The organism is Nocardioides sp. P5_E3 (genome assembly GCF_054049275.1).
On record NZ_JBFUMR010000004.1, the window covers coordinates 59650 to 86133 of the forward strand.

Here is a 26484-nt window from a genome sequence, read left to right on the forward strand (position 1 = left end):
GCAGCGGCATGAACGTAGTGCCGTCGTCGTCCAGCTCGGGGGCTAAACCGAGCAAACCACCCGATCATGGCGTTCGGGTAGCCCGAAGGGACTAGTCCCACCTAGTCATGGTCTAGCCCGTCGCCATGGTCACCCGAGGTAGAGCGCCTCGATCTCCTCGCGCGACTCGCGCATCACGACGCGTCGCTTCAGCTTCAGGCTGGGCGTGAGCTGCCCGCCCTCCTCGGTCCACTCACCGCGCAGGATGGTGAACTTCCGGATCGACTCGGCCTTCGAGACCGCCTTGTTGGCCTCGTCGACTGCCTGCTGGACCGCAACGACCAGGTCGGGGTCGTCGATGAGGGCGTCGAGGTCCGCGGACTTGCCGTGTTGCTCGGCCCAGGCTGGGAACGTCTCGCGGTCGATGGTGACGAGCGCGCCGATGAACGGTTGTCCGTCACCGACGACGAGGCACTGGTCGACGAGCGCGTGGGCCCGGAGCCGGTCCTCCAGGACGGCGGGCGCGACGTTCTTGCCGCCGGCTGTCACGAGGATCTCCTTCTTGCGGCCGGTGATGCGGACGAAGCCCTCGTCGTCGACCTCGCCGACGTCCCCGGTGTGGAACCAGCCGTCGCGGCCGACCGCCTCGGTCGTCGCCTCGTCGTTGCGCCAGTAGCCGGCGAAGACCTGGCCGCCGCGGAAGAGCAGCTCACCGTCGTCGGCCACGCGCACGCTCGTGCCGGGCAGCGGGCGACCGACCGTCCCGATCTTCGTCGCGTCGGGGAGGTTGGCGGACAGGGCGGCCGTCGTCTCGGTCAGGCCGTAGCCCTCGAGCACGGTGAGGCCGATGCCGCGGTAGAAGTGGCCGAGCCGGTCGCCGAGCGGCGCGCCGCCGGAGATGGCGTACGCGCAGCTCCCGCCGAGCGCCTGGCGCAGCTTGCCGTAGACCAGGCGGTCGAAGAGCGCGTGCTGCGCCCGCAAGCGCACCGGCACCCGCTTGCCGTCGGACGCCCGCGACCAGGCGATCGCGACGTCTGCTGCGCGGTCGAAGATCTTGCCCCGCCCGTCGGCGGTGGCCCGCTGGGAGGCGCTGTTGAAGACCTTCTCGAACACGCGCGGCACGGCCAGGATGAAGGTCGGCCTGAACTCGCCGAGGTCGGTCACCAGGTTCTTGATGTCGGCGCTGTGGCCCATCCTGGCCCGGCTCTTGACGCAACCCACCTGGATGATGCGCGCGAAGACGTGGGCGAGCGGCAGGAACAGCAGGGTCGAGGCGTCGTCGGTGTCGAAGAGGTCGGCCAGCTCGTCGACCGCGACGCCGAGCTCGAACATGAAGTTGCCGTGGGTGAGCATGCATCCCTTCGGCTTGCCGGTCGTGCCGCTGGTGTAGATCAGCGTGGCGACGTCCTGCGGGGTTGCCGTCGTACGACGCTGCTCGAGCACGTCGTCGGAGATGTCGGAGCCGAGGCGGCCGAGGACGTCGACAGCGTTGTCCTGGAGCGACCACACGTGCTGCAGCTCGGCGAGGTCGCCGGACCGGCGGGCCTCGCGGACCCGGGCGAGGTGGTCCGGGCCCTCGGCCACGATGGCGCGGGCACCGGAGTCCTCGAGGATCCAGCCGATCTGCTCGGCGGAGGACGTCTCGTAGATCGGCACGGTGACGGCGCCGGCGAACCAGATGGCGTAGTCGAGGAGCGTCCACTCGTAGCGGGTCTTGGAGAGGATCGCGATGCGGTCGCCGGCCTCGACGCCGGCGGCGACCAGCCCCTTGGCGACGGCCTGAACCTCGTCGAGGAACTCGGCGGCGGTGACGTCGGACCACACGTCGCCTGAGCGTCGGCTGAACACCACGGTGTCAGCGAAGTCGCGGCCGTTGGTGACCACGTCGTCGGTGAGGTTCCCGGTGGACGGGATGGTGATGCTGAGCGGCGACGCGTACTCCCGCACGATGAACCTCCTGAAGGGTGGGGACTGCGGTCCGCAGGCTATCGCCCGATCAGCCGCCCCGAGAACGCCCGGTGCCACCGGCCCAGGCCGGCCGGACCCGTGGGCTAGGCTCCGGCCATGGCCGAACAGACCTCCTCGTCGATCGTCGTCGACGCTCCTCCGGCCGACGTGATGGCCGTCATCGCCGACTTCGAGTCCTACCCCGAGTGGGCCAAGGGCGTGCAGAAGGCGGAGGTCGTCGACCCGGGGACCGGCGACCGGGCCGACCAGGTCTACTTCGCGCTCGACGTCTCGCCGATCAAGGACGAGTACACCCTCGCCTACGACTGGGACGGCGACCGCGAGGTCACCTGGACCCTCGTCGAGGGCAACATGCTCCGGGCGCTCGACGGCGCCTACACCCTGGTCGACCGTGGCGACGGCAGCACCGAGGTCACCTACCGGCTCGCGCTCGACGTCAGCATCCCGTTGATCGGCATGCTCAAGCGCAAGGGCGAGAAGATCCTCATCGACGCCGCGCTGAAGGGCCTCAAGAAGCGCGTCGAGTCGCTCTGACCCGCGGTCCGGGCATGCGGATCCTGCTGTTCACCGGCAAGGGCGGCGTGGGGAAGTCGACCCTGGCCGCCGCCACGGCGTGCGCCAGCGCGGTGGCCGGCCACCGGACGCTCGTGCTGTCGACCGACGCCGCCCACTCGCTGGCCGACGCGCTGGACGTGCCTGCCACCTCGGAGCCGACCGAGGCCGCCCCGGACCTGTGGGTGCAGCACGTCGACGCACAGCAACGGTTCGAGCGGTCGTGGGCCGACATCCAGGGCTACCTCCTGAGCGTGCTCGACGTGGCGGGGGTCGACCCCGTCGCCGCCGAGGAGCTGACGGTCATCCCCGGCGCAGAGGAGGTGCTCGCCCTGCTCGAGGTGCGCGCCCAGGCGCGGTCGGGGGAGTGGGACGTGCTGGTCGTCGATTGCGCGCCGACCGCCGAGACGTTGCGGCTCCTCGCCCTCCCGGAGGCCCTCGGGTGGTACATGACCCGCGTCCTCCCCGTCGAGCGACGCGTCGTCAAGGCGCTCAAGCCCGTCCTGACCCGGGCGGCGGGCGTGCCGATGCCCGAGGACTCGGTGTTCGACGCGATCGAGCGGCTCCACGCCGACCTCGACGACGTACGCGCCGTGCTGACCGGTCCGGAGACGTCGGTCCGCCTGGTGCTGACGCCTGAGTCGGTGGTGCTGGCCGAGGCCCGTCGCGCCTACACGTTCCTGACGCTCTTCGGCTACCGCGTCGACACGGCGATCGTGAACCGCGTCTTCCCCGACGGAGGTGCCGACGAGTGGCGGCGCAGTTGGGTCGCCGCGCAGGCGCGCCACCTCGACGAGGCCGCCGACTCGTTCGCCGGGCTAGAGCTGCGCACGTCGGTCTACCGGGCGGCCGAGCCGGTGGGGCGCAACGAGCTGCTCGACCTCGCGGCATCGGTCTACGACGACGTGGACCCGATCGCGCCCGGCGCGTCCGTGCCAGCGATGTCGGTCAGCACCACGTCGGCCGGGCTCGTGCTGTCGCTTCCCCTGCCCCTGGCCGCCCAGGACGACGTCGGCCTCGTGCGCAAGGGCGACGAGCTGATCGTCTCGGTCGCGTCGTACCGTCGTCTCGTGACGCTGCCGACGGGATTCGCGCGGCACCGCGTGGCCGGTGCGCGTGTGCGCGACGGTCAGCTCCAGGTCCGGTTCACAGCGCCGGCCGAGCTGCCGGAGGAGTTCTCGTGACCGACGCCGGGCGCGACGAGGTCGGCTCGCTCGGCGAGGAGGCGGCCAAGCTCCTCGGCGCGCTGTCCGGCTGGGCGCGCGAGCACGGGGTCGAGGCCGGTGACGGCCTGTCAGGACTGGCGTCGCAGGCCGCCGCGTCCGCGCACGAGCTCAACGACCACCTCGCCACGGGCGGCGCTGAGTGCACGGTCTGCCCCCTGTGCCGCACGATCAGTGCGGTCCGCCAGGTCAGCCCGGAGGTGACGTCACACCTGTCCGCTGCGGCCACCTCGCTCGCGCAGGCAGCAGCGGCGTTCCTCGCGACTGCCCCGCGCACACCCGGCGCCACGCACGACGTCGAGCACGTGGAGCTCACGGACGACTGGCCTGAGGACGCATGAGCGAGTCACCGCCCGGCGTGGTGGTCGGGGTCGACATCGGCGGTACCAAGGTGCTGGCGGGAGTGCTCGACGACGCGGGGCGGGTCGTGCGCACGGCGCTGCGGACGACGCCCGGGCGTCGCGTGGTGACCGCTCGGGTCGAGGACGCGCTGGTCGAGGCGATCCTCGAGGCCGCGGGCAGCGCGCCCCTCACGGGGGTCGGGGTCGCCGCGGCCGGCTTCGTCGACTCGGCGGGTGATCGCGTCATGTTCGCACCCCACCTGCCCTGGCAGGGCGAGCCGCTCAAGGACCTGCTCGAGGAGCGCCTCGGCTGCCCGGTCGGCCTCGACAACGACGCCAACTGCGCGGCGCGCGCCGAGGCCCGCTACGGCGCGGCCAAGGGCGCCGCCTCGGCGCTGATGGTCACCATGGGCACCGGCATCGGGGGTGCCGTGCTGCTCGAGGGACGGGTGGTGCGGGGCGCGAACGGGATGGCGGGGGAGTTCGGTCACATGCAGGTCGTGCCCGACGGGCAACCCTGTGAGTGCGGCCGGCGGGGCTGCTGGGAGCAGTACTCCTCGGGCAACGCGCTCGTCCGCAACGCCCGCGCCCTGATGGTCGAGCAGCCGTCGGTCCTCGGGGACATGACGGACGGCAACCCGGACCGGGTCACCGGGCCCATGGTCACCAGCGCGGCCGAGCAGGGCGACCTCGTCGCGCGCCGGGCCTTCGCGTCCGTCGGCGACTGGCTCGGCATCGGTGTGGCGAACCTGGTCGCTGCCCTCGACCCCGAGGTGGTGGTCATCGGTGGTGGCGTGTCGGCCGCCGGTGACCGGCTGCTCGACCCCGCGCGCGACGCGCTTCGTCGTACCCTCGTGGGCGCCGCACATCGCCGGGTCCCCGACCTGCTCGCGGCCGAGCTGGGCCCGCTGGCCGGCATGATCGGGGGCGCCCTGCTGGTCTCGTGACCGAGATCAATCGGCCACCAGCTCGAGGGCGAGCTGCTCGAGGAACAGGCCGACGTCGGTCACGATGCCGCGTCCCTGGCCGGTGCCGCGGTCGGCGAGCCGTGTGACGGTGGCCGGGTTGATGTCGACGCAGACGAGCGGCACGGACGCGGGAAGGATGCCGGCCGTGGCGACGGCGTAGAGCTGGGTCGCCATCATCAGGCAGTAGCCGAGGTCGTAGATCTCGTCGCGCATGGCTCGCTGGCCCTCGACGATGTCGGTGTGGACCTCGGGGAGCGGGCCGTCGTCGCGGACGGACCCGACGAGGACGAAGCGCTTCCCCTCTGTGACGAGCGCGTGCATCATGCCGCTCGCGAGCACGCCGTCGCGCACCGCGCGCTCGATCGAGCCGGCCTTGCGGATCGCGTTGACCGCCCGGACCCGGTGCTCGTGACCGTGCTCGTGACCGGGCGGGGACGTGCTGTCGTGGCCGGCACCGTAGAGCGCGGTCTCGATGTCGAGCGCGGCCACCGCGTTGCCGGCGAAGAGGACGTCGACCCAGCCGGCCCGCACGAGGGCTGCCATGGCCGGTACGCCGCCTGCGTGGACGACGCCGGGGCCGGCCACCCACAGCAACCGGGTGCCCGCGGCCCGTGCCTCCCGCATCCCGTCGGCCACCTGGCGCACCAGCACCGTCTGCGGGCGCTCCGGACCGTGGTCCGAGTCGAACGGGCGGATCGCCTCGACCGAGGGGGTGGAGCTGGGCACGCTCACCTGGATGCCGGCCGCGCCGACCACGATGCGCATGCCCCGAGTGACGTCGGACATGGGCACCGTCCGCACCCGCGGCTCGCCTGCGGCCGACGCCTCGACGACCAGGCCGCAGTCCATCTCGGGGCGGTCCACGTCGTACCAGCGGCCTCCCAGGCGGACCTGCGTCGCGAGGTTGGTGGTGGCGTAGAACCCGTCGGGCAGCACGCCGTCCTGCTCGGAGGTCGCGACCGCGGCGTCGCCGTGGGCGAGCTGGTTGACGCCACGTGTCTGCAGGCGCATGAGGAGGCGCTGGAGCGAGTCGTCGTCCGGGGCCTCGACCGTGATGCGGGCGCTGCTCGGGTCGTGCGCCTCGTGGCCGACGTCGAACTCCTCGATGACGAAGTCGCCGCCGTACTCACGGATGTCGTCGAGGACGCGCGACAGGATGCCGCTGTCCATCAGGTGTCCTGTGACCTCGACCGTCTCCCGCGCCCCCACCCGGCAGACCCTACGCCGGAGCGAGGTCGGGGGCGCGGCTCAGATGCGTGAGCCGTCGTCCCAGGGGTCGCGGGGAGACTTGGGCATCTCCAGGACGAGGTAGCCGAACCCTCCGACGAACCACCCGACCAGCACCCAGCCGACCAGCGGGTTGACGTAGATCGAGAACAGACCGATCACGAGGGCGATCAGGGGAGCCACGAAGATCCCGGCCCAGGCCAGCCCACGCTGCCACGTGCGGGGGACGGGGAACGGGGGCGCCGGCGGTGGCCGGAAGCGCTCGGCCTTCGCGATGGCCTGCTCGCGTCGCTCCACCTCGTCGTCGTCCTGCAGGTGCTCCGGCAGGTCGTCTGACGGCTGGCTCCCGGGGCTCGCGGGAGCGTCGGAGGAGGGACCCTCGGGGGCGGGTGCCACCTCGTCCGACGGGGCCGACGGGTCGTCCAGGACAGCGCGCTCGCCGTAGTTCTCGACGATCTCGCGCCACGCGAGCTCGGTGCGGCTCTCGTCCTCCGGGCGACTCACGGGATCTACGGTAGCGGGGGCGTGGTCTCCACGCTCCCTGCGCTCGTACCTCGACCACCCGGCGACACGACGTTCGGGGCCTCACAGGTGCCCGGCTGGTGCACACTGTGCCCGTGAGGATCCCCTTCCGCGGCGCGCAGGCCGCACCCCTCGACCCCACCCTGGTCGCGCCGATGTCCACCCCCGCCAACCCGGCCCTGACCGGTGGTCGGCGCGTCGGTGTGCTCGTCGTGCACGGCTTCACCGGTAGCCCCGCCTCGATGCGGCCGTGGGCGGAGGAGCTGTCAGCGCGCGGGTACGCCGTCGAGATGCCGCTGCTGCCCGGCCACGGCACCCGGTGGCAGGACTGCAACAAGGTCACCTGGTCCGACTGGGTCGAGACCGTCGAGGGGGCGTTCGACACGCTCGCAGCCGAGAACGACGCAGTCTTCGCTGTCGGCCTGTCGATGGGCGCGTCGCTGTGCCTGCGCCTCGCCGCAGACCGCGGCGAGGAGCTCACCGGCCTCGTGCTGGTCAACGCGGCCGTCGACACGTTGCGCAAGGACGCGGTGCTGCTGCCCGTCCTCAAGCGGGTGGTGCCTGCCTTCCCCGGGATCCGGAACGACATCAAGAAGCCCGGCATGGACGAGGTCGCCTACCCCGTCATGCCGCTGAAGGCGGCGTACGAGATGTCCACCGGGTGGTCGCAGCTGCGACGTGACCTGCCGAAGGTCACCATCCCGGTGCTGTCGTTCCGCTCCAAGGACGACCACGTCGCGGACATCTCGACGTCGAAGGCCCTCCACGCCAGCTTGTCGTCCAAGGACTTCGAGGAACGGTTGCTGGAGGACAGCTACCACGTGGCCACCCTCGACAACGACGCCCCGCGGATCTTCGCGGAGTCCGCCGCGTTCATCGAGCGGGTCACCAGCGAGCAGCAGGGATAGTCTCGGACCGTGCTGTACTGGTTCCTGAAGTGGATCGCCCTCGGGCCGGTCCTGCGACTCGTGTTCCGGCCCAAGGCCTACGGCATCGACCACGTGCCGGAGGAGGGTCCCGCGATCCTCGCCAGCAACCACCTGTCGTACGCCGACTGGCTGTTCATGCCGCTCACGCTCACCCGGCGGGTCACCTTCGTGGCCAAGGCCGAGTACTTCACCACCCCCGGCATCAAGGGCTGGTTCCAGAAGAAGTTCTTCACCGGGGCAGGGCAGGTGCCGATCGACCGGTCGGGCGCCAACGCCGCGGAGGGCGCCATGAAGTCGGCGATGAAGATCCTCGCCGAGGGCGACCTGTTCGGGATCTACCCGGAGGGCACCCGGTCCCACGACGGCAAGCTCTACCGCGGCAAGACCGGCGTGGCCCGGCTCGCGCTCGAGAGCGGCGCCCCGGTCATCCCGTGCGCAGTGGTCGGCACCGACGTCGTGGCCCCGACCGGCAAGGTCTACGGCACGTGGACGCGCCCGGTCGTGCGCTTCGGCAAGCCCCTCGACTTCTCCCGCTACGCCGGCATGGAGAACGACCGCTACATCCTGCGCTCGATCACCGACGAGATCATGTACGAGATCATGCGGCTCTCCGAGCAGGAGTACGTCGACCTCTACGCCAGCAAGGCGAAGGAGCTCGACAAGGAGAAGGCCAGGCAGGCCGAGCGCGAGAAGGCCGAGCGGGAGAAGGCGGCGCGCGAGCAGGCCGAGGACGGGCCTGAGCAGAAGGCGTCCTGAACGCCGACCCGCACCCGCGGCAGCAGCAGCCGCGGGCCGACTCCGCCCTCGCTGTCGAGGACCGGCTCTACTCCGCGCTCGCCATCGTGCGGGTCGTGGTCACGATCAACATGGTCGCCCTCAACGCCTACCGGCGCGACAGCTTCTCCCGTCCGACCCTCGCCCTGGCGGTGGTCCTGGCCCTGGTGGTGTGGACCGGCGTCGCGATCTGGCTCTACGGCCGGCGCTCCACGCGTACGCCCGCGCTGCTCGTCGCCGACCTGCTGATCGCCGTGGCGGCGATCGGCGTCACCCCGTGGCTGAAGTCGGAGAGCTTCAACGCGACGCTGCCCGGCTTCTGGGTGATGGGCGCGCTGCTGGCGTGGGCGATCCACTGGCACTGGAAGGGCGGTCTCGTGGCCGCGGTCGCCCTGTCGCTGGCGGACCTCCTGCCGCGTGAGGCGGTCGACCAGGGCAACTACGGCAACGTCTTCCTGGTGCTCATCGGCGGGCCGATCGTCGGCTACATGTGCGAGTCGCTGCAGCGGATGGCGCGGGAGCGGGACGCGGCCGAGCATGCCGCCGCGGCGGCGGAGGAACGGACCCGACTCGCGCGCGCCGTGCACGACGGCGTGCTGCAGGTGCTCGCGATGGTGCAGCGCCAGGGTGCCGCCTCCGGCGGGCAGTGGGCCGAGCTCGGCCGGCTGGCAGGCGAGCAGGAGCGCGGGCTGCGTTCCCTGATCCGGCAGCAGGACACGGTGCCTGCCCGGTCCGGCGGCAGGGTCGACCTCGCCGGCGCTCTCGAGGCGATGGCCACCGCGCACCCGGTGCGGGTCGAGGTGGCGACGCCGGGTGGCGCCGTCCTGGTCGACGAGCACATCGGCGCCGAGACCGTCGCTGCTGCCAAGGCGTGCCTCGACAACGTGCTGGCCCACGTCGGACCCGACGCTGGAGCGTGGATCCTGGCCGAGGCCGCACCCGACGCGATCACGGTCTCCGTGCGCGACGACGGTCCCGGCATGCCCCCGGGCCGGGTGGTCGAGGCCGCGGCCGAGGGTCGACTCGGCGTCGCCTCCTCGATCCGCGGCCGCATCGAGGGCCTCGGCGGCACTGCCACCGTCCAGAGCGGCGAGTGGGGCACCGAGTGGGAGCTGACGGTCCCGCTAGCGTGACCGCGTGACCATCCACGCCGGCCACCCGTTCCCGACCCCCGACGACCCCGTACGACGCCTGCGCGGGCGCCTCGGTGGGGCGGTCTCCCTCTGGACGGCGGGGGACGACGCCGGACGGGCGGGCCTGACGGTCACGTCGTGGCTGGTGGCCGGCGGCGAGCCGGGACGGGTGCTCGCGCTGCTCGACCCCGACGCCGACCTCACCGAGCTGCTGCTCGGGACCGGCAGGGGCGTCGTACAGCTGCTGTCGTGGTCGGACCGCGACCTGGCGGACGCCTTTGCGGGCGTCGCCCCGGCGCCGGGCGGCCCGTGGCGGATGGCCGCATGGGACCAGAGCACGCACGGTCCGCGGCTCGCCACCGCTGCCGCCTGGGCGCTGGTGAGCGTCGAGACCGAGGTCGAGGTGGGCTGGTCGCGGCTGGTGACCTGCACGCTGGACGAGGTCGTGGTCGGCGACGATCCCGAACCGCTCGTCCACCGGCGTGGTCGTTACGTCCCGCCGGGCGACTGAGCGGTCTACGCTGCGGTCCAACCGGGAGGGGGATCCATGGTGAGGGTGATGGTGGTCGACGACCATCCGATGTGGCGCGACGCGGTCGAGCGCGACCTGCAGGCGGCCGGCCACGAGGTCGTGGCGGTGGCGGCCAACGGGCGTGAGGCGATGGCGCGGTTCCCGGCGGCGGCGCCGCAGGTGGTCGTGCTGGACCTCCAGCTGCCCGACCACAGCGGGGTGCAGGTCACCAGCATGATGCTGGAGCACGACCCGACGGCCCGGGTGCTGATCCTCTCGGCCAGCGGAGAGCAGGACGACGTGCTGGAGGCGATCAAGGCCGGCGCGACGGGCTACCTGGTGAAGTCGGCCTCGAGCGCCGAGCTCATCGACGCCGTGACGCGGGTCGCCGACGGCGACACCGTCTTCACCCCCGGCCTCGCCGGTCTCGTGCTGGGGGAGTTCCGGCGCATCGCGGACGGCCCGGCCGACGACCCGCGCGACCAGCTCACCGAGCGGGAGACCGAGATCCTCAAGATGGTCGCGACCGGCATGAGCTACAAGCAGATCGCCGCGCGCCTGGTCCTGTCGCACCGCACCGTGCAGAACCACGTCCAGAACACCCTGCGGAAGCTGCAGATGAACAACCGCGTGCAGCTGACCCGCTGGGCCATCGAGAACGGCCTCGACGGCAACGCCTGAACCGCTCGTTCAGGACGGGACGGTCACGACGGCGAGCACCCGGCTCCCGGCGTCGGTGCCGGTGAGCTCCACCCGCCACTGGTCGTCGCCCTCCGACGTCCCGCACGGGAGGGGCTGCTCCTCCGGCGCGGCGCACGCGAGCGACAGCACCTCCTGCGACCGCACCACCCGGACGTCGCGCGCCTGCGTCGCGGAGACGTCGAGCGACGTCGTGGTGGCGAGTCCGCGGCCGTCCGCGGACGAGCTGAGCTCCACCGCACCTGACATCCGGTAGCGCACCTGGATGCGGGTCGCGTCCGCGAAGGCGTACGTCGCGCCGCTCGGCGCGACGGTCGCGGGACCGGACGCCGCACGTCCGTCGGCGGTGACCTCCACGCCGGTCGCCGAGATCTCCGCGCCGTCGAGCTCCGGCAGGGTGAGGCTCAGCTCGCCGATCGGGTCCTCCGCGTGGATCCAGTGGGTGACCTCCAGGTCACCGCCGGGCAGCACCTCGGTCACGGCGCGCGACTCCGCGGCGATCGGCCAGCCGTCGATCGGCAACGACGCGGTCGGAGTGCGTGACTGCTGACCGGGTCCGACGACCTGCCACGCCACGACCCCGCCCGCGACCACGCCCACCAGGGCAGCTGCCACGAGCGCGAGCGTCCTGCGGGACTGGCGTCCGGAACGCGGGGCGGGTCCCGTCGGAGGAGGGACTGGCATGGCTGCCGGCTCGGTGGGCGGCGCGGCTGTCGGTGCGGCGACGGCGTCCTGCTCAACCGGGGATCGCGCGGCGTCCGGAGCCGTCGTGGTCGGGGCAGCGGCCTCGACAGGTGCGGGGGTGGGCGGCTGGACAACGGGCGGGCTGACCGGCGGGGCCGCGGACAGGCCCGCCGGCGGGGAACGGCGTGCGCGCGGGGGAGCGGGGCGCGGCCGGATCGCCTCCTGCGCCGGGGCACGGCGCGGGGCCGGGGGAAGGACGCTCGGGAGCCGCTTCTGGTACGGCTTCTTCGGGCTCACGTCGCCTCCGGCGGGCCGAGGGGCACGGCCGTGACCACGGCCAGGTTCTGGTAGCCGCCGCGGGAGGCGTCGTACGGCGGCGCGCAGGTGACGAGGGTCAGCCGCAGGTCGCCCGCAGCGTCGTAGATCCAGGCGTCGTCGACGAGGCTGCCCTGCGGCACCAGCCGGCGCGACCGCACCTCGAAGTCCTGGCGCAGGCCGTGGGCCTCGAGGCGGATCCGCGCACCCTCACGGACCGTGAGCAGCTCCGCGAACGGGCCCAGGCCCTCGGAGTCGGAGTCGACGTGGGCGGCGACGAGGATCGACCCGAACGGGTCGCCGATGCGCGAGCCGCCGCGCCACCACCCCGCGACGTCCACGTCGTCGGGCACGTCCAGCACCCCGGTGCCCGTGGTGCCGGCCCCGGACACGGGTACGACGCGCCCGCTGGGCAGCGTCGCCCGGACCGGCCGCCGCGGCGCCACGACCGACTCGGCGCGCCGGGCGGGGGTCACGGGCTCGGCGGAGGACGGGGAAGGAGTGGAGGACGGGGCGGACTCGGACGACGAGGAGGGCGACCGGGTGTCCGCACGGGTGGAGTCGGTGCTGCCGGCACAGCCGGTGGCCACGACGAGGCAGGCGGAGATCATGAGCGCGCGGGTGCGGACGCTCATCCGGTGGGCGGCACGAGGCGCGAGCGGCGCCACCGCAGTCCCACGCCGGAGGCGCCCAGCGCCACGAGGAGCGCCGCGCCGAGGGCTCCGACCGCTGGGAGCAGGCCGCGGTCGCCTGCGGCCGTCGAGCCGTTGAAGGTGGTCACCCGGCCCCCGACCAGCCCCGCCGACCCGGTCTCGATGCGCGAGGGCCGGACGCTGCCGTCGGCCGCCAGGTCGACGGTGTGGGCGATGACGTTCATCGAGCCGTCGCGCGGGTTGCCGTAGGCGTAGATCATCGAGAGGGTGCGGGCCTTGAGGGCCACGTCGAGCGGACCGAGGATGGGGTCGGCGCCGGCCGCGCCCGACGGCAGCAGCGCCACCCTGATCGTGCCCTCCGGCACGTCGGCGTCGGCGAACTCGCCGTTGGCGATGTTGGTGAACACCGTCTGGCCGTCGACCTCGACGTCGGCGGGCGCGACGGTCGCCGTGTGGGCGAGCAGGACGCGGGCCTTGCCGGGACCGATCGGTCCGGCCGGGGCGACGTAGGAGTGGACCACCGGGTCGCCCCCGACGTCCGCAGGGAGGTGCAGCACGACGTCGCTGGTGTCGCCGGCCCCGACGTCGAGGGTCGACTCCACCTTGACGCCCTTGCCGCGGAACGAGATCTCGTGGCTGCCGGGCGCGAGCTCGAACGGCCCGAGCACCTCGCCGACGCCGGCGCCGCCGGCGACCGGGCGACCGTCGACGGTCACGTCGACCGTCGCCCCGGGCACGGCCTGCACGACGTTGACACGGGCCGGTGACGGTGCCGGGACGTCAGCCCCGGCCGGTGCCCCGGCGATGAGTGGCAGGCACGCGGCCGCCAGTACTGCTGAGAGTCGACGCATTCCGACCACACCCCCATGGCCCCACCACGACGTCGTCCCGGACGGAACGCCGACCCTCACCTGAACACCCCGGGGTCAGTCGCCTCAACCCCGATATGGGGTACGTCCGTCCGCACCGACACGCCTAGGGTTGAGCCGTGGAAACCGGGACGAGGACCTGGCGTCGGGCCACGGCGGAGGACGCCGTCGCGCTGCGCGACCTGGAGCGCATCGCGAGCCAGACCGGGCTGGCGCACGTGTTCGGCGAGCTGCCCTACCCCGACGACGACGTGCTGGCGCGCTGGGCGCTGCTCCTCGACGACCCGGAGGTGACGGTCGAGGTGGTCGAGGACGAGCGGGGGATGGTCGTCCTCGCCGCCCACGACGGTGCCACGCTGCGGCACCTGGCCGTCCGCCCCGACCACTGGAGCGCCGGTCTGGGCCGCGAGGGATTCCTCCGGGCCGAGGCCGCCGGAGCGAGACGGCTGTGGGTGCTGGAGGCCAACGGACGGGCGCGCGGGCTCTACGAGTCGCTGGGCTGGACCCCGACCGGGGTCACCCAGGAGTGCCCCTGGGCGCCGTACCCGACCGAGGTCGAGTACGCCGCTCCCTAGGATCGGGGCATGCCGGACGCCGACCCGCTGCTGGAGATCGCCGACGACCTCTACGCCCTGCCACTCGCGGACTTCACGCCTGCCCGCGATGCGCTCGTCAAGGAGCACAAGGCCGACAAGGCGCTCGCCGCCTCGATCAAGGGGCTGCGCAAGGCCTCGGCCGCGGCGTGGGTCGTCAACCTGCTGGTGCGTCGCGACCCCGACCAGGTGGACCAGGTGCTGGCCGTGGGGGAGGCCCTGCGGGAGGCGCAGGAGAACCTCGACGCCACCCAGCTGCGGGAGTTCACGAAGCAGCGCCGCCAGCTCACCGCGACAGTGACCACGTCCGCGCGTCGGATGGCGCGCGAGGAGGGGGTCCGGACGACCGAGTCCGTCGCCGAGCAGGTGGAGGCGACGCTCACCGCCGCGATGCTGGAGCCGGACGCCGCGCGTGCCGTGCGCAGCGGGCTGCTGGTGACGTCGTTGTCCGCGACCGGGCTCGGCGACCTCGACCTGAGCAGTGCTGTGGCGCTGCCCGAGGCGCTCGGCTTCAGCGCGAGGTCCCGCCCGGCCCCGGCACCCGACCCGACGCAGCGGCCCCAGCTCCACGTCGTACCCGATCCCGACGCCGACGTGAAGGCCCGGGCGGCCGCCGACGAGCGCCTCGCGGACGCCCGCGCCGTGCTCAAGGAGCACGAGAAGGAGCACCGCGCCGCGCGCCGGGCGGTGGAGAAGCTGCAGGCGCGGACCCTGCAGGTCCAGTCCGAGATCGACGAGCTCCGCAGCCAGATCGCGGCCCTCGAGGACACGCTGGAGGAGGTCGACGACGAGCTCGCCGAGGCAGAGGCCGCGCAGGCCGAGGTCGAGGAGGCCGTCGACGAGGCGCGGTCGGAGGTCGACGCCGCACGCGAGGCGCGCGAGCGGACCTGACTCAGCCAGCCCAGCCCTTCGACCGCTCCACCGCATCGGTCCAGCGGGCGTACGACGCGTCGAGCGCCGCACGGTCGCCACCGGGCTCGAAGCGCCGGTCGAGCGCCCACGTGTCCCGCAGGTCGTCGGTCGATCCCCACACCCCCGTGCCGAGCCCGGCGAGGAACGCGGCGCCGAGTGCCGTCGTCTCGACGATCTCGGGGCGCTCGACCGCGCGACCGACCTGGTCGGCCTGGAGCTGGCAGAGGAAGTCGTTCTCCGCCGCCCCGCCGTCCACGCGGAGCGTGGTGAGCTCGGGCAGCGTCTCGAGCACGTCGCGGACCTCGAAGGCGATCCCCTCGAGCGTGGCCCGCACGAGGTGGGCGCGGGTGGTGCCGCGGGTGATGCCAAGGATGGTGCCGCGGGCGTGCGGGTCCCAGTGGGGCGCGCCGAGCCCCGTCAGTGCGGGGACGAAGACCACCCCGTCGGTGTCGTCGACGGTCGCGGCGATCGCCGCCGTCTCCGCGGCGTTGCCGACGATCTGCAGCCCGTCGCGCAGCCACTGGACCGCCGCCCCGGTCACGAAGATGGCGCCCTCGAGGGCGTAGGTGAGCTCGCCGTCGGGGGAGCGCCAGGCCGCGGTCGACAGCAGGCCGGCGTCGCTGCGCACCACCTGGGTGCCGGTGTTGGTGAGGATGAACGAGCCCGTGCCGTAGGTGCACTTGGACTCGCCCTCCTCGAAGCACGTCTGGCCGAAGAGTGCGGACTGCTGGTCGCCGGCGACGCCCGCGATCGGCAGCGAGAGCCCGAGGAACACCGTCGGGTCGGTCGGCGCGATCTCGCCCCAGTTGGGGACCAGGTCGGGGAGGGCGTCACGCGGCACGCCGAAGAGCTCGCACAGCTCGTCGGACCAGTCGCCAGACTCGAGGTCGAGCAGCAGGGTGCGGCAGGCGTTGGACACGTCGGTGACGTGCCAGGTGCCGCGCGTCATCCGGGCGATGAGGTAGGAGTCGACCGTGCCCACGGCGTACCGTCCCGACTCCACCAGCGCCCACGTGTGCGGCTCGTTCTCGGCCAGCCACATCAGCTTGGTGCCGGAGAAGTAGGGGTCGAGGCGCAGGCCGGTGAGCTCGGTGACGCGGTCCTCGTGGCCGTCGGCGCGCAGCCGGTCGCAGATGTCGGCCGTACGACGGTCCTGCCACACGATGGCGCGGCGGGGCGAGCCGAGCGTCTCGCGGTCCCACAGCACGACGGTCTCGCGCTGGTTGGTGATGCCGACCGCGGTGAGCTCGGACTGGTCGACCTTGGTCAGGACCTCGCGCGTCGCCTCCAGGGTCGCCTGCCAGATCTCCTCGGCGGAGTGCTCGACCCAGCCGGGCTGCGGGAAGTGCTGGCGGAACTCCTGGTAGCCCTTGGCCTGGATGCGGCCGTCGGGGGTGACCACCACGGCTGTCACGCCGGTGGTGCCGGCGTCGATCGCGAGGACACTCATGCTTCCTCGCCCCGGATGATCGCGAGGATGCGCTGGTCGATCCACGCCGGCCGCGCGCCCGAGTCGACGCGCATCTCGTAGTTCTCCGAGCCGACCCACATGTGGAAGCTGTCCTTGCCCTCGGCCTTGGCCAGCGACTCCAGCTCGATCATCAGCGCGTCGTCGACCGGCACCTGCTCCTCGGGGGTCGACGCCGTCAGGTAGAGCTCGTTGAGGTCGACCAGCCGGGCCAGCTCCGTGACCGGGTCGGCGTGGTCGTCGACGCGCAGGTCGACGGCGACGTCGTCGTGCCCGCCGTAGCCGGCCCCGTCGCGTACGACGAGCAGTGCCGCCGACTGGCGTCCGCGGCTGTCACCTCCCGCGTCGTCGCCGGCGGCCAGCGCCGCGAGCAGCCGTCGCTCGAGGGGCTGTGCCTCGGCCGCGATCCACGCACGCTCCATCGCCTCCACCACCTCGGGACCGGTGAGGATGTTGCCCTGGATCGCGTAGCCGCCGCGCTCGCCGCTGCGCCCGGTCGTCCCACCTGCCCAGGCGAAGCACTCGGACCCGGTCCACGTCGCGGCGTTGCCGTCGGAGTCGACGACGCCCACCTGTCGGTGCTCGCGGCCCTCGTCCTCCTCGGCCAGCCGGTCGAGGGCGACCTGCGCGGTAGCGCCGTCGTCGAGGTGGGCCAGCCCGAGGTACTTGAAGGCGAGGTTGGCGTCCGCCTGCGTGGCGATGGCGCCGACCCCGGCCGCCGCTGCCGGCACGGCGGACCCGACCGCCAGGAACTTGGAGGCCACGGCCACGCCCCACGACTCGCCGTCGTCGGACCGGGCCACGATCGAGAACGTCATGTGCCGAACATAGTGGCAGTGAGGCACGAGCTGCCGCTGTGTGGGAGGCAGGTCGAGTGACCCGCACGGCCGAGCCGGCGAGGCCGTGACCGGGTCGTATCGAGACCCATGGATCCCGGGGCATGGCGTCGGACCCCCGATCTAGGGTGATCCTGTGCTGACTCGTCTCGGATTCCCTCGCGTGGGGGAGCACCGCCGCTTCGTCGCGGCGATCGTCGCAGACACCGTCGGCAGCGGGCTGTTCATGCCGATCACGCTGCTCTACTTCCTCGCGATGACCGACCTGTCCCTCGTGCAGGTCGGGTCCGCTCTGTCGCTGTCCGCGGTGCTGACGATGCCCGGCGCCTTCGTCATCGGGAGCCTCGTCGACCGTTTCGGCCCGAGGAAGATGATGCTCATCGGCAACCTCGTCCAGGCGGTCGGCATGGCGGCCTACCTGTGGGCCGACTCGCTGCTCGCCGTCGCGCTGTGGACGGCTCTGCTCAACCTCGGGCGCCAGTCCTTCTGGGGCTCCTTCGGCAACGTCGTCACCGCGATCTCGGCGCCGGGGGAGCGGGAGCTGTGGTTCGGCTTCCTGCAGGCCGTGCGCAACCTCGGCTACTCGATCGGCGGGGTGCTCGCCGGACTCGCGCTGCAGGTCGGCACCGACGTCGCCTACCAGTCGGTGGTGGTCGTCAACGCGGTCACCTTCGTGATCGCCTTCGTCCTGCTGCTCGACGTGCCCGACCACCGCGTGGTGCATCCCGCCGACGCCCCGGTCGAGGGCTGGGGAGTGGTGCTGCGCGACACCGCCTACCTGCGGCTCGTGCTCGGGCAGCTCGGCTTCGTGGCCGGGATGATGGTGCTCAACTTCGCCCTGCCGGTCTACGTCGCCGAGACGATCGACCTGCCCGGCTGGGTGGTGGGGGCGATCTTCACGCTCAACACGGCGCTGGTCGGCCTCGGCCAGGGTCTCGTCGTACGCCGCATGACCGGGCGCGTGCGGGCACGGATGATGGGCCTGGCGCAGCTGACCTTCGTCGCCGCCTACGCCCTGTTCGTCGTCGCCGGCTGGCTCCCGGTCTGGCTGGCGATCGTGGTGATGCTCGTCGGAGCCGCGATCTACACCGCCGGTGAGCTCACCGGCGGGCCGGTCTTCAGCGCGACCGCGGCCGAGGCCGCACCCGACCACCTCCGCGGCCGCTACCTCGGCCTGTTCCAGCTCAGCTGGGGGCTCGGCGGAGCGGTGACGCCGGTGGCGTTCACGTGGCTCCTCGCCCACGGCCAGACGACGCTGTGGTGGGTCCTGGCGCTGGTCGCGCTCGCCAGCGCGGCGTACCTCCAGCGGCTGCCGCAGGTCCTGCCCGCGGCGGGCAAGCGCGTGACCAACCGGGTCGAGGAGGAGGCCCCGGAGGCGGCGTGAGCCGTCAGGGGCGTCCGGCGTCCTGACCGATGTCGGCGAGCAGGCCGGTGAACCACGCCTGCCCGGCGTCGAAGGGCTTGTGTCCGGCGATCCGCTCGAACTCGATCGCGCGCAGCTCGTCGCCGTGGTCCTCGTCGTGGCCGATCACGCCCGCCGTGCCGTCGAGGGCGCAGGCGACAGCGAGCTCGGCCATCTCGCGGATGAGGGCGAGGTCGGTCTCGTTGGCGGGTGCCGAGCGGGAGAAGTAGCCCGACTTCTGCACCATCTTCTTCTCGGCGCCGATCGCCTCGGCGAAGCGGTCGGCGAAGTAGCGGCCCGGGTTGATGGTGTCGATCTGGACGTGCCCGAAGGGGTCGCGTTGCACGGTCTCGCCCAACGCCTCGAGGTGGGCGACGATGTCGTCGACGCCGGCCCCCTCGGCGAGGAAGATGTTGACGCAGCCGATCTCGTCCATGACCTCACGCAGGCGGTCCGCCTCCGCGGCCAGGTCGATCGCCAGCTCGGGCACGTAGACCGCGTGGATCGCCCACTTCCGACCGTCGAGGCCGATGCCGGGGAGCCACTCCTGCTCGGCGTGCCAGGCCATGTAGTCGCGGGCGGCTGCGGCGGTCAGCCAGCCGCTGGCCCGCCCCATCACCTCGTGGACGATGAGCATCCGAGGGTTGGAGCCGTGCTCGGCGAGGACGTTCTGGGCGAACCGGGACGCCTGCTGGGCCGCGGTCAGCGCGCCGAGGCTCTGCCGGATCGGCACGATGTCGTTGTCGATGGTCTTGGGGAGGCCGACGACCGTGAGCTCCGAGCCCTGGGTCGCGAGGTAGGCCGCCAGGTCGGCCGCCGCCGTGTTGGTGTCGTCGCCGCCGATGGTGTGCAGGATGTCCACCCGGTCGGCCTGCAGCGCCTTCGCGGCGACCTCGAGCGCCGTGTCGCTCCGGCCGATCAGGCCCCGCCGGCGGCAGTCGTCGTCGTTGGTCAGCTTGACGCGGCTGTTGCCGATCGGGCTGCCGCCGAAGCGGTGCAGCAGCGCGGCGCCGGCACGCTCCTCAGGCCCGATGGTGATGCTGTTGCCGGTGAGCAGGCCGTGGTAGCCGTGCCGGTAGGCGATCAGCTCGATGTCGGGGTCGGTGGCGTCGTAGGTCTCGATGAGGGCGCCCACCGCCGACGAGAGGCACGGGGCGTATCCGCCCGCGGTCAGGATCGCAACACGCTTCGGCATGGAGAGCAGGGTAGTTGGATCGATACAAGCCCGGAAGGTGCGTCCCACTCCACCCCTCCGGGCGCGCGTCGGCCCTCCCGGCGTGACCCGGGCGCCGACACGACGTTGTCCGGGTGCTGCGGTGGTTGCCACGCCCCCGCGGCAAGGCCATTCTGGTAGGCGCCGTGAGCTGCACGGGCCGATGAGGGGAGTGTTCGATGAGCGCGACGGAAGCCGAGCAGCAGGACGTCAACGGACCGGAGACCACCGACCTCAAGCGGGTGCTCGGCCCCAAGCTCCTGCTGCTCTTCATCGTCGGCGACATCCTCGGTGCCGGTGTGTACGCCGTCACCGGGAAGATCGCCGGCCAGGTCGGCGGCATCGCCTGGCTGCCGTTCCTGGTGGCCTTCGCCGTCGCGACCGTCACCGCCTTCAGCTATCTCGAGCTGGTCACCAAGTACCCGCAGGCCGCCGGTGCCGCGCTCTACACGCACAAGGCGTTCGGCATCCACTTCATCACCTTCCTCGTGGCGTTCACCGTGGTCTGCTCCGGCATCACCAGCGCCTCGACGTCGTCCAACCTGCTCGCTGCCAACCTGCTCATCGGCTTCGGCAACGACGACCCCAGCCCGAGCGCCATCCTGATCACGGCGCTGCTGTTCATGCTGGTGCTCGCCGCGATCAACCTGCGCGGCGTCGGCGAGAGCGTGAAGTTCAACGTGCTGCTGACGCTCGTCGAGATGACGGCCCTCGCCATCGTCATCGGCATCGGCGTCTGGGTGATCGCCCGCGGTGACGGCGACCTCTCCCGGATCACCGTCTTCGAGAGCCCGGACGACAAGGGCCTCTTCATGGCGGTCACCATCGCCACCGCCATCGCCTTCTTCTCCATGGTGGGCTTCGAGGACTCGGTCAACATGGTCGAGGAGACCCAGGACCCGCTGCGCATCTTCCCGCGCGCGATGCTGACCGGCCTGGGCATCGCCGTGCTGATCTACATGCTGGTCGCGATCTCGGTCGTCGCGGTCATCCCCGCCGGGCAGATCGCCGAGCCGACCAACGCGGAAGCCGGGATCCTGCTCGACGTCGTCAAGATCGGTGCACCCGACCTGCCGATCGACACGATCTTCCCGTTCCTCACGGTCTTCGCGGTCGCCAACACCGCCCTCATCAACATGCTGATGGCGAGCCGGCTCATCTACGGCATGGCCCAGCAGGACGTGCTGCCGCGGTCCCTCGGCAAGGTGCTCCCGGGCCGCCGCTCGCCGTGGACCGCCATCGTCTTCACCACGCTCCTGGCGCTGGGCCTGATCAGCGTCGTCACGCTCGACTCGGAGTCCTCGGTCGTGGGGGCGCTGTCGGGCACCACGGCCCTCCTGCTGCTGGCCGTGTTCACCATCGTCAACATCGCGTGCCTGATCCTGCGCCGCGACCCCACGCCCGAGCGCGCCTTCCGCGCACCGACGGCGCTACCGGTCATCGGTGCAATCTGCTGCGGCTACCTCCTCGGTCCGTGGGCGCGCCTGGAGGCCGACATGGTGCAGTACAAGATCGCGGCCGGCCTGCTCGCCATCGGTGTGGTCCTCTGGGCGCTGACCTGGATGACCAACCGCGGCGTGCGCGCCAAGAAGACCGGCTTCCGCGACATCGACCACCTCGAGTGAGGCACCCCGCCGACACGGCGGGGTCCCGCACGCGTGCGTGGGCACTGCCGTCTACGGTGGGGCGGGTGAGCAAACGACCTGTGGGGCCCGTGCTGGCGTTGCTGGTGGCCGGCGCGCTGGGCTGCTCGACGGTCTCCCCTTCGGCGCCGACCGCGAGCGCCACGCCGAGCTCCGACCACCCGGCGCCCACGATCTCGGACGCCACTCCGGGGGGCGGCTCGACGACGCCCGTGGGACCGGCCGCCGAGCGCGGGCCGCGCGACCGGCCGTCCGTGCCGGCGGCACCGGAGCTGGCCGGGGCCTACCGGTTCGTCTCGGCCCCCGACTTCCTCAACCAGGACGTCGCCGACCTCACCGCCGACGGGCGCAAGCAGTTCGTCGACAAGCGCACGGGAGAGGTCGCGAACTCCACCAACGCCGACTACGACGCGGCGCTCGACCACGTGATCGACGAGATGGCGTCGCACGGCACCGACGACGTCCTCGTCGCGGGCGACCTCGTCGAGGGACGCTGGGGCCGCGACGACGCGCACACCGGCGTCTTCGGGCCGGTGCGGACCCAGTCCCAGCGCCTGCGGGCCTGGCGCCGCGCCGCGGACGTCTACTTCCCCGCCTGGCGTGAGCGGTTCGAGGACCGCGGCCTCACGACCTACCCCGCCCTCGGCGACCACGAGATCGGTGACGACCCGTGGCGGGCCCGCAACAATCCGTGGATCGACTTCAAGCGCCGCCACGTGCCCGAGTTCAAGCGGATCTACGCCGACCACATGCTGACGGGCGAGGGCGGACGGCCCCGGTTCGCCGACCGGCCCTCCGGGCAGGCCCGCCGCACCGCCTACGCCGTACGCCTCGACGCCGACGTCCTGCTCGTCACGCTCGACGTCTTCGAGCGCCGCGGCGGTGACGTGCACATGTCCGTCGACCCCGCGCAGCTGCGCTGGCTCGAGGGTGTCCTCCGGAAGGCCCGCAAGGACGACGTGCCGTGGGTGATGGTCCAGGGACACGTCCCGATGACCCCGAAGGTGCGCGTCCGCAACTCCAGCAACCTCGTCTACGAGAAGGGGGTGCGCTCCGACCTGTGGAAGGCCATGGTCGACGGCGGCGTCGACGTCTACCTGAGCGGTGAGGTGCACGACCAGACGGTCCACGAGCGCGACGGCATCCTGCAGGTGTCGCACGGGTCGCTCCTCTACCGCGGTGAGGCGTCCTACGTCCTCGGCCAGGCCACTGCCGACCGGCTGGTGCTGGAGAACCACCAGTTCCGCGGGGAGATCGGGTTCGAGGACCGGCTCTGGACCACGTCGCGCCAGGGGGCGCCGGGTCACATCAGCTACCCCGACGCGTCCGTCGTCACCGGCACCCTCGTCGCCAGCCGCACGCGTTCGGGAGGACTGCGCGTGGACGACGCCGAGGGCGTGCTCGCACCCCTCGACTGAAGCACCCGCCCCGGGCGTGCGCGGCGTCACGCGTTCAGGGGTCGGTCACGGTTCGGGTGGGGCGGGGCGCGCGCCGTACCCTTGTCAGGTGACCGCGATCCCCACCCTCGAGCAGTTGCACGCCCTCGGGCCGAAGCAGCAGCCGACGTATCCCGACTCCGGGGCGGTCGACGCTGCCGTGGCCCGACTGAGGACCGTGCCGCCGCTGGTCTTCGCGGGTGAGTGCGACGACCTGACCGCCAAGATCGCCGCGGTGACGCGGGGCGAGGCCTTCCTGCTCCAGGGCGGCGACTGCGCCGAGACCTTTGCCGGCGTGACTGCCGACAACGTCCGCAACAAGCTGCGCGTGCTGCTGCAGATGGCGGTCGTGCTGACGTACGCCGCCTCGGTCCCCGTCGTGAAGCTGGGCCGCCTCGCCGGCCAGTACGCCAAGCCGCGCAGCTCCGACGAGGAGACCCGCGACGGCGTGACGCTTCCGGCTTACCGCGGCGACGCGGTCAACGGCTACGACTTCACGCCCGAGGCCCGCATCCCGGACCCGCAGCGGCTCGTGGACGTCTACAACTCCTCGGCCGCCACGCTCAACCTGGTCCGTGCCTTCGTCACGGGCGGCTACGCCGACCTCCGCCAGGTCCACACCTGGAACACCGACTTCGTGCAGACGTCGCCGTTCGGGCAGCGCTACGAGGCGATGGCCGACGAGATCGAGCGCGCGCTCACCTTCATGAAGGCGATCGGCGCCGACCCCGACGAGTTCCACCGCGTCGACTTCCACTCGAGCCACGAGGCGCTGCTGCTGGAGTACGAGCAGGCGCTGACGCGCATCGACTCGCGCACCGACCAGCCCTACAACGTGTCCGCGCACTTCGTCTGGATCGGTGAGCGCACGCGCCAGCTCGACGGCGCCCACATCGAGCTGCTGTCGAAGATCAAGAACCCGATCGGCATCAAGCTCGGCCCGACGACGACGCCCGACGACGCGCTCGCCTACGCCGCGCGGCTCAACCCCGAGAACACGCCGGGCCGGATCACGTTCATCACCCGTTTCGGCGCCGGCAAGATCCGCGACGGGCTGCCCGCTCTCGTGGAGAAGGTCACCGCCGAGGGCCTCAACGTCGCGTGGGTCTGCGACCCGATGCACGGCAACACCTTCGAGGCGTCCTCGGGCTACAAGACCCGCCGCTTCGACGACGTCATCGACGAGGTCCAGGGCTTCTTCGACGTGCACCGCAGCCTCGGCACCTGGCCCGGCGGCGTGCACGTCGAGCTCACCGGTGACGACGTCACCGAGTGCGTCGGCGGCGGCGAGGAGATCGACGAGGTGGGCCTGGCCCACCGCTACGAGTCGGTCTGCGACCCGCGTCTCAACCGGGTCCAGTCGCTCGAGCTCGCCTTCCTCGTGGCGGAGATGCTGCGCAAGGCCTGATCGCCCGCCCGCGGGCGGTCCGCGGGTCCCTTGTAGGTTCGCCGGGTGATCGACCTGCGCTCCGACACCCTGACCCGCCCGACCGACGCGATGCGTGAGGCGATGGCCCGCGCGGAGGTGGGCGACGACGTCTACGGCGAGGACCCGACGGTCGCGGCGCTGGAGGAGCGGGTCGCGGGGATGTTCGGCCACGAGGCCGCGTTGTTCACACCGACCGGCTCGATGGCCAACGTGCTCGCCGTTGCGAGCGTGGTGTCGCCCGGCGAGGAGGTGCTGTGCGAGTCCTCGGCCCACATCGCCCGCGCCGAGCTCGGTGCCCACGGCGCCATCACCGGTCTCACGATGCGCACCTGGACGAAGGCGCGCGGCCAGGTCGACCTGCCGGCGATCGAGGCGATGCACGCCCCTGACATGGGTCCGTTCTTCGTGCGCACCGCCGCGGTGTCGGTCGAGAACACCCACAACTTCGCCGGCGGGGCGGTGCTGCCGATCGAGGACCTGCGGGCGCTGCGTACGTGGGCCGAGACCAACGAGACCAAGGTCCACCTCGACGGCGCGCGGCTGTGGAACGCCCACGTCGCCACCGGGACGCCGCTGGCGGACTACGGCCGCGTCACCGACGTGCTCGCGGTGTGCCTGTCCAAGGGGCTCGGCGCGCCGATCGGGTCGTTGATGGTCGGCTCGGCGGACGCGATCGCCGTGGCGCGGGTGCGGCGCAAGCGGATGGGCGGCGGGATGCGCCAGGTCGGCGTGCTCGCGGCAGCCGGTGCGTACGCCCTCGACCACCACGTCGAGCGGCTGGCCGACGACCACGCCAACGCGCGGCTGCTCGGCGAGGCGCTGGGGCTCGACCCTGAGGTCATCGACACCAACATCGTCGTCGTCGAGCGCCCGGACGCCGCCTCGTTCGTGGAGCGGGCTGCCGCTGACGGTGTGCGCATCGCTGCGGTGGGACCGCGCACCGTGCGCCTCGTGACCCACCTCGATGTCTCGCGCACGGACGCCGAGCGTGCGGCCGCGGTGCTCAGCCGGCTCGCCGCCCCCTGACGCTCACCTCGCTGATCGCGGTGTAGTCGCGACCGAGGCTGCCGGAGCCCGGCGGTGTCACGGCGTCGATCGTGATGGTGATGGTGCTCGTCTCGCCCGGCGGGATCTTGAGCCACTGCATGTCCGGTCGCTCGGCGAAGGACTGCTCGATCGACGAGCCGTTGTCGAAGCCCCAGGTGACGGACAGGATGCGGCGGTTGTTGGGGTACCAGTCGACCCCGGCGACCTGCTTCGCGTAGCCGTTGACGAGCCCCACCCTGGTGACCACGCCGGGCTCGGTCAGCGTCACCGTGATGGTCCCGCCGGTGGCGTCACCGGCCGTACGCCACGCCGTGGCCGGGTTGCCGTCACCCATCTGGCTGGCCTCGTAGGCCACCAGGTTGCCGTCGAAGTCGGTGGTCGGCGGTGCCGTGCTGGGGACCTCGAAGGTCGCGCCGCGGGCCAGGTCGAGCGCCTTGCCCACGCCGGCCGGTGCCTCGCCGCCGCCGCCGTCGTCCGTCGGCTCCGGGCCGTCCGTCTTCCCGGCGCCGGGGTCCGGCGCCTGCGAGGTGCCCGTGGCGGCGTCAGCGGGATCGGTGGCGACCTCGTCGGCGTCGGTGTCGAAGACCCGCAGCAGCAGGAAGGCCAGGCCCACCAGGAGCGCGGCGCCCAGGACCCACCCGAGCCACGCCAGGCCGTGCACCGGCAGGTCGCTCTCGACGTCGTCGACCTCCTCGTAGGGCAGCAGCTCCTCGCGGGGGTCCCACGTCGCACGCCGCGAGGGAGGAGGGCCCGGTTCGTCGGGTACGACGTCGGGCGGGCTGGTCGGCGGGACCGGGGTGGGGTCGGCTGCCTGGACGGGTGGGACGACGGGCGGGACGACGGGGGCCGGGGCCACGTCCGCGTCCGGCGCGGGGTCGTCATCGTCGGGCGACTCGGCAGGGGGGTCGGCAGCCGGGACGGCAGCGGTGTCGGACGCCTGCGGCGGCGCCTCGTCGGCCGGAGCCGGACGCTCGCGGGCCGGAGCCGTGGCGGTCACGGTCGGCGACGACGGAGCGGGTGGTTGCTCGACGGGGACCGGCGCGGGCGCGCCGATGCGGTGCCCACAGTTGAGGCAGAACCGCCCCACCCCCAGCTCGGCGCCGCACGCCACACACGTGTCCACGGGCCCCACGATAGGGGGACGGACCCATGCAGGGT

The 26484-nt window shown here is 72.4% G+C and carries 25 protein-coding genes and 1 pseudogene; 16 read left to right on the forward strand and 10 right to left on the reverse strand.

Annotated elements, in window-relative coordinates:
• Positions 1–129 precede the first annotated feature (129 nt).
• Complete coding sequence (locus tag ACXJKB_RS03290; RefSeq protein ID WP_457185381.1) at positions 130–1926, reverse strand: AMP-dependent synthetase/ligase; 1797 nt, start codon at positions 1924–1926, stop codon at positions 130–132.
• 117 nt (positions 1927–2043) lie between these two features.
• Here ACXJKB_RS03290 and ACXJKB_RS03295 point away from each other — a divergent pair, with 117 nt between their 5' ends.
• The 4 genes and pseudogenes from ACXJKB_RS03295 to ACXJKB_RS03310 all read left to right on the forward strand — a co-directional run bounded on the left by ACXJKB_RS03295 (position 2044) and on the right by ACXJKB_RS03310 (position 5117).
• Positions 2044–2481 (forward strand): SRPBCC family protein, encoded by a 438-nt coding sequence (locus ACXJKB_RS03295; protein ID WP_457185383.1) that lies wholly within the window; start codon positions 2044–2046, stop codon positions 2479–2481.
• 14 nt (positions 2482–2495) lie between these two features.
• Complete coding sequence (locus ACXJKB_RS03300) at positions 2496–3683, forward strand: ArsA family ATPase (protein WP_457185385.1); 1188 nt, start codon at positions 2496–2498, stop codon at positions 3681–3683.
• Positions 3680–4063: a hypothetical protein gene (locus tag ACXJKB_RS03305; protein WP_457185387.1), complete on the forward strand. Its 384-nt coding sequence runs from the start codon at positions 3680–3682 to the stop codon at positions 4061–4063. Before ACXJKB_RS03300 ends, ACXJKB_RS03305 begins: the two co-directional genes overlap by 4 nt.
• Positions 4060–5117: pseudogene (locus ACXJKB_RS03310) on the forward strand (ROK family protein). The gene ACXJKB_RS03305 and the pseudogene ACXJKB_RS03310 overlap by 4 nt, the downstream one beginning before the upstream one ends.
• Here ACXJKB_RS03310 and ACXJKB_RS03315 read toward each other — a convergent pair.
• Positions 5017–6240 carry an ornithine cyclodeaminase family domain gene (locus ACXJKB_RS03315; RefSeq protein ID WP_457185389.1) on the reverse strand — a complete coding sequence of 408 codons (1224 nt, stop codon included), beginning with the start codon at positions 6238–6240 and terminating at the stop codon, positions 5017–5019. The pseudogene ACXJKB_RS03310 and the gene ACXJKB_RS03315 sit on opposite strands and share 101 nt — an antisense overlap.
• 39 nt (positions 6241–6279) lie before the next feature.
• Positions 6280–6762, reverse strand: coding sequence for a hypothetical protein (locus ACXJKB_RS03320; RefSeq protein ID WP_457185391.1), 483 nt, complete (start codon positions 6760–6762; stop codon positions 6280–6282).
• 113 nt (positions 6763–6875) lie between these two features.
• On the opposite strand from ACXJKB_RS03320, the gene ACXJKB_RS03325 reads away from it, so the two are divergent.
• The 5 genes from ACXJKB_RS03325 to ACXJKB_RS03345 are packed head-to-tail and all read left to right on the forward strand — an operon-like array spanning position 6876 to position 10808.
• Positions 6876–7688, forward strand: a complete 813-nt coding sequence (locus ACXJKB_RS03325; protein ID WP_457185393.1) for an alpha/beta hydrolase — start codon at positions 6876–6878, stop codon at positions 7686–7688.
• A gap of 9 nt (positions 7689–7697) precedes the next feature.
• Entirely contained in the window at positions 7698–8465 is a 768-nt protein-coding gene (locus ACXJKB_RS03330) for a lysophospholipid acyltransferase family protein (protein WP_457185395.1), read from the forward strand.
• Positions 8462–9616 (forward strand): MacS family sensor histidine kinase, encoded by a 1155-nt coding sequence (gene macS / locus ACXJKB_RS03335; RefSeq protein ID WP_457185618.1) that lies wholly within the window; start codon positions 8462–8464, stop codon positions 9614–9616. Before ACXJKB_RS03330 ends, macS begins: the two co-directional genes overlap by 4 nt.
• A gap of 4 nt (positions 9617–9620) precedes the next feature.
• Positions 9621–10127 carry a flavin reductase family protein gene (locus tag ACXJKB_RS03340; protein ID WP_457185397.1) on the forward strand — a complete coding sequence of 169 codons (507 nt, stop codon included), beginning with the start codon at positions 9621–9623 and terminating at the stop codon, positions 10125–10127.
• Positions 10128–10163: 36 nt separating this feature from the next.
• Positions 10164–10808, forward strand: coding sequence for a response regulator (locus tag ACXJKB_RS03345; RefSeq protein WP_457185399.1), 645 nt, complete (start codon positions 10164–10166; stop codon positions 10806–10808).
• Between the two features lie 9 nt (positions 10809–10817).
• On the opposite strand, the gene ACXJKB_RS03350 is transcribed toward ACXJKB_RS03345, so the two are convergent.
• The 3 genes from ACXJKB_RS03350 to ACXJKB_RS03360 all read right to left on the reverse strand — a co-directional run bounded on the left by ACXJKB_RS03350 (position 10818) and on the right by ACXJKB_RS03360 (position 13329).
• Positions 10818–11441 carry a hypothetical protein gene (locus tag ACXJKB_RS03350; RefSeq protein ID WP_457185401.1) on the reverse strand — a complete coding sequence of 208 codons (624 nt, stop codon included), beginning with the start codon at positions 11439–11441 and terminating at the stop codon, positions 10818–10820.
• 362 nt (positions 11442–11803) lie between these two features.
• Positions 11804–12460 carry a class F sortase gene (locus tag ACXJKB_RS03355; protein WP_457185403.1) on the reverse strand — a complete coding sequence of 219 codons (657 nt, stop codon included), beginning with the start codon at positions 12458–12460 and terminating at the stop codon, positions 11804–11806.
• A complete protein-coding gene (locus ACXJKB_RS03360; protein WP_457185405.1) occupies positions 12457–13329 on the reverse strand; it encodes a DUF4397 domain-containing protein in 873 nt (290 codons plus the stop codon). The genes ACXJKB_RS03355 and ACXJKB_RS03360 overlap by 4 nt, the downstream gene beginning before the upstream one ends.
• Before the next feature lie 137 nt (positions 13330–13466).
• Here ACXJKB_RS03360 and ACXJKB_RS03365 point away from each other — a divergent pair, with 137 nt between their 5' ends.
• Both ACXJKB_RS03365 and ACXJKB_RS03370 read left to right on the forward strand, forming a co-directional pair.
• Positions 13467–13922: a GNAT family N-acetyltransferase gene (locus tag ACXJKB_RS03365; RefSeq protein WP_457185407.1), complete on the forward strand. Its 456-nt coding sequence runs from the start codon at positions 13467–13469 to the stop codon at positions 13920–13922.
• A gap of 9 nt (positions 13923–13931) precedes the next feature.
• Positions 13932–14831, forward strand: coding sequence for a hypothetical protein (locus tag ACXJKB_RS03370; protein WP_457185409.1), 900 nt, complete (start codon positions 13932–13934; stop codon positions 14829–14831).
• Position 14832: 1 nt separating this feature from the next.
• Here ACXJKB_RS03370 and glpK read toward each other — a convergent pair whose 3' ends face one another.
• Positions 14833–16302, reverse strand: a complete 1470-nt coding sequence (gene glpK / locus ACXJKB_RS03375; protein ID WP_457185411.1) for a glycerol kinase GlpK — start codon at positions 16300–16302, stop codon at positions 14833–14835.
• Positions 16299–17138, reverse strand: coding sequence for a DUF1028 domain-containing protein (locus ACXJKB_RS03380; protein ID WP_457185413.1), 840 nt, complete (start codon positions 17136–17138; stop codon positions 16299–16301). The genes glpK and ACXJKB_RS03380 overlap by 4 nt, the downstream gene beginning before the upstream one ends.
• A gap of 154 nt (positions 17139–17292) precedes the next feature.
• Between ACXJKB_RS03380 and ACXJKB_RS03385 the strand changes: the two genes are divergently transcribed.
• Positions 17293–18540, forward strand: a complete 1248-nt coding sequence (locus ACXJKB_RS03385) for an MFS transporter (RefSeq protein WP_457185415.1) — start codon at positions 17293–17295, stop codon at positions 18538–18540.
• A 4-nt stretch (positions 18541–18544) separates the two neighbouring features.
• Here the strand turns inward: ACXJKB_RS03385 and ACXJKB_RS03390 are convergent, their stop codons facing one another.
• Positions 18545–19753 (reverse strand): pyrophosphate--fructose-6-phosphate 1-phosphotransferase, encoded by a 1209-nt coding sequence (locus tag ACXJKB_RS03390; protein WP_457185417.1) that lies wholly within the window; start codon positions 19751–19753, stop codon positions 18545–18547.
• 197 nt (positions 19754–19950) lie between these two features.
• Between ACXJKB_RS03390 and ACXJKB_RS03395 the strand changes: the two genes are divergently transcribed.
• The 4 genes from ACXJKB_RS03395 (at position 19951) to ACXJKB_RS03410 (ending at position 25305) form a co-directional block, all read left to right on the forward strand.
• On the forward strand, positions 19951–21396 hold the full coding sequence (locus ACXJKB_RS03395) for an APC family permease (RefSeq protein ID WP_457185419.1): 1446 nt from the start codon (positions 19951–19953) through the stop codon (positions 21394–21396).
• Between the two features lie 65 nt (positions 21397–21461).
• Positions 21462–22832: a metallophosphoesterase gene (locus ACXJKB_RS03400; RefSeq protein ID WP_457185421.1), complete on the forward strand. Its 1371-nt coding sequence runs from the start codon at positions 21462–21464 to the stop codon at positions 22830–22832.
• 88 nt (positions 22833–22920) lie between these two features.
• Complete coding sequence (locus ACXJKB_RS03405; protein WP_457185423.1) at positions 22921–24258, forward strand: class II 3-deoxy-7-phosphoheptulonate synthase; 1338 nt, start codon at positions 22921–22923, stop codon at positions 24256–24258.
• Between the two features lie 45 nt (positions 24259–24303).
• Positions 24304–25305, forward strand: coding sequence for a threonine aldolase family protein (locus ACXJKB_RS03410; protein WP_457185425.1), 1002 nt, complete (start codon positions 24304–24306; stop codon positions 25303–25305).
• Here ACXJKB_RS03410 and ACXJKB_RS03415 read toward each other — a convergent pair.
• Entirely contained in the window at positions 25283–26449 is a 1167-nt protein-coding gene (locus tag ACXJKB_RS03415; protein WP_457185427.1) for an NADase-type glycan-binding domain-containing protein, read from the reverse strand. The two genes, ACXJKB_RS03410 and ACXJKB_RS03415, sit on opposite strands and share 23 nt — an antisense overlap.
• Positions 26450–26484 lie beyond the last annotated feature (35 nt).

Coding starts and splice junctions, on each gene's coding strand:
- ACXJKB_RS03360 (WP_457185405.1), bottom strand. CDS start 13,329: ATGCGTCGACTCTCAGCAGTACTGGCGGCCGCGTGCCTGCCACTCATC.
- ACXJKB_RS03355 (WP_457185403.1), bottom strand. CDS start 12,460: ATGAGCGTCCGCACCCGCGCGCTCATGATCTCCGCCTGCCTCGTCGTG.
- ACXJKB_RS03300 (WP_457185385.1), top strand. CDS start 2,496: ATGCGGATCCTGCTGTTCACCGGCAAGGGCGGCGTGGGGAAGTCGACC.
- glpK (WP_457185411.1), bottom strand. CDS start 16,302: ATGAGTGTCCTCGCGATCGACGCCGGCACCACCGGCGTGACAGCCGTG.
- ACXJKB_RS03370 (WP_457185409.1), top strand. CDS start 13,932: ATGCCGGACGCCGACCCGCTGCTGGAGATCGCCGACGACCTCTACGCC.
- ACXJKB_RS03295 (WP_457185383.1), top strand. CDS start 2,044: ATGGCCGAACAGACCTCCTCGTCGATCGTCGTCGACGCTCCTCCGGCC.
- ACXJKB_RS03380 (WP_457185413.1), bottom strand. CDS start 17,138: ATGACGTTCTCGATCGTGGCCCGGTCCGACGACGGCGAGTCGTGGGGC.
- ACXJKB_RS03395 (WP_457185419.1), top strand. CDS start 19,951: ATGAGCGCGACGGAAGCCGAGCAGCAGGACGTCAACGGACCGGAGACC.
- ACXJKB_RS03390 (WP_457185417.1), bottom strand. CDS start 19,753: ATGCCGAAGCGTGTTGCGATCCTGACCGCGGGCGGATACGCCCCGTGC.
- ACXJKB_RS03345 (WP_457185399.1), top strand. CDS start 10,164: ATGGTGAGGGTGATGGTGGTCGACGACCATCCGATGTGGCGCGACGCG.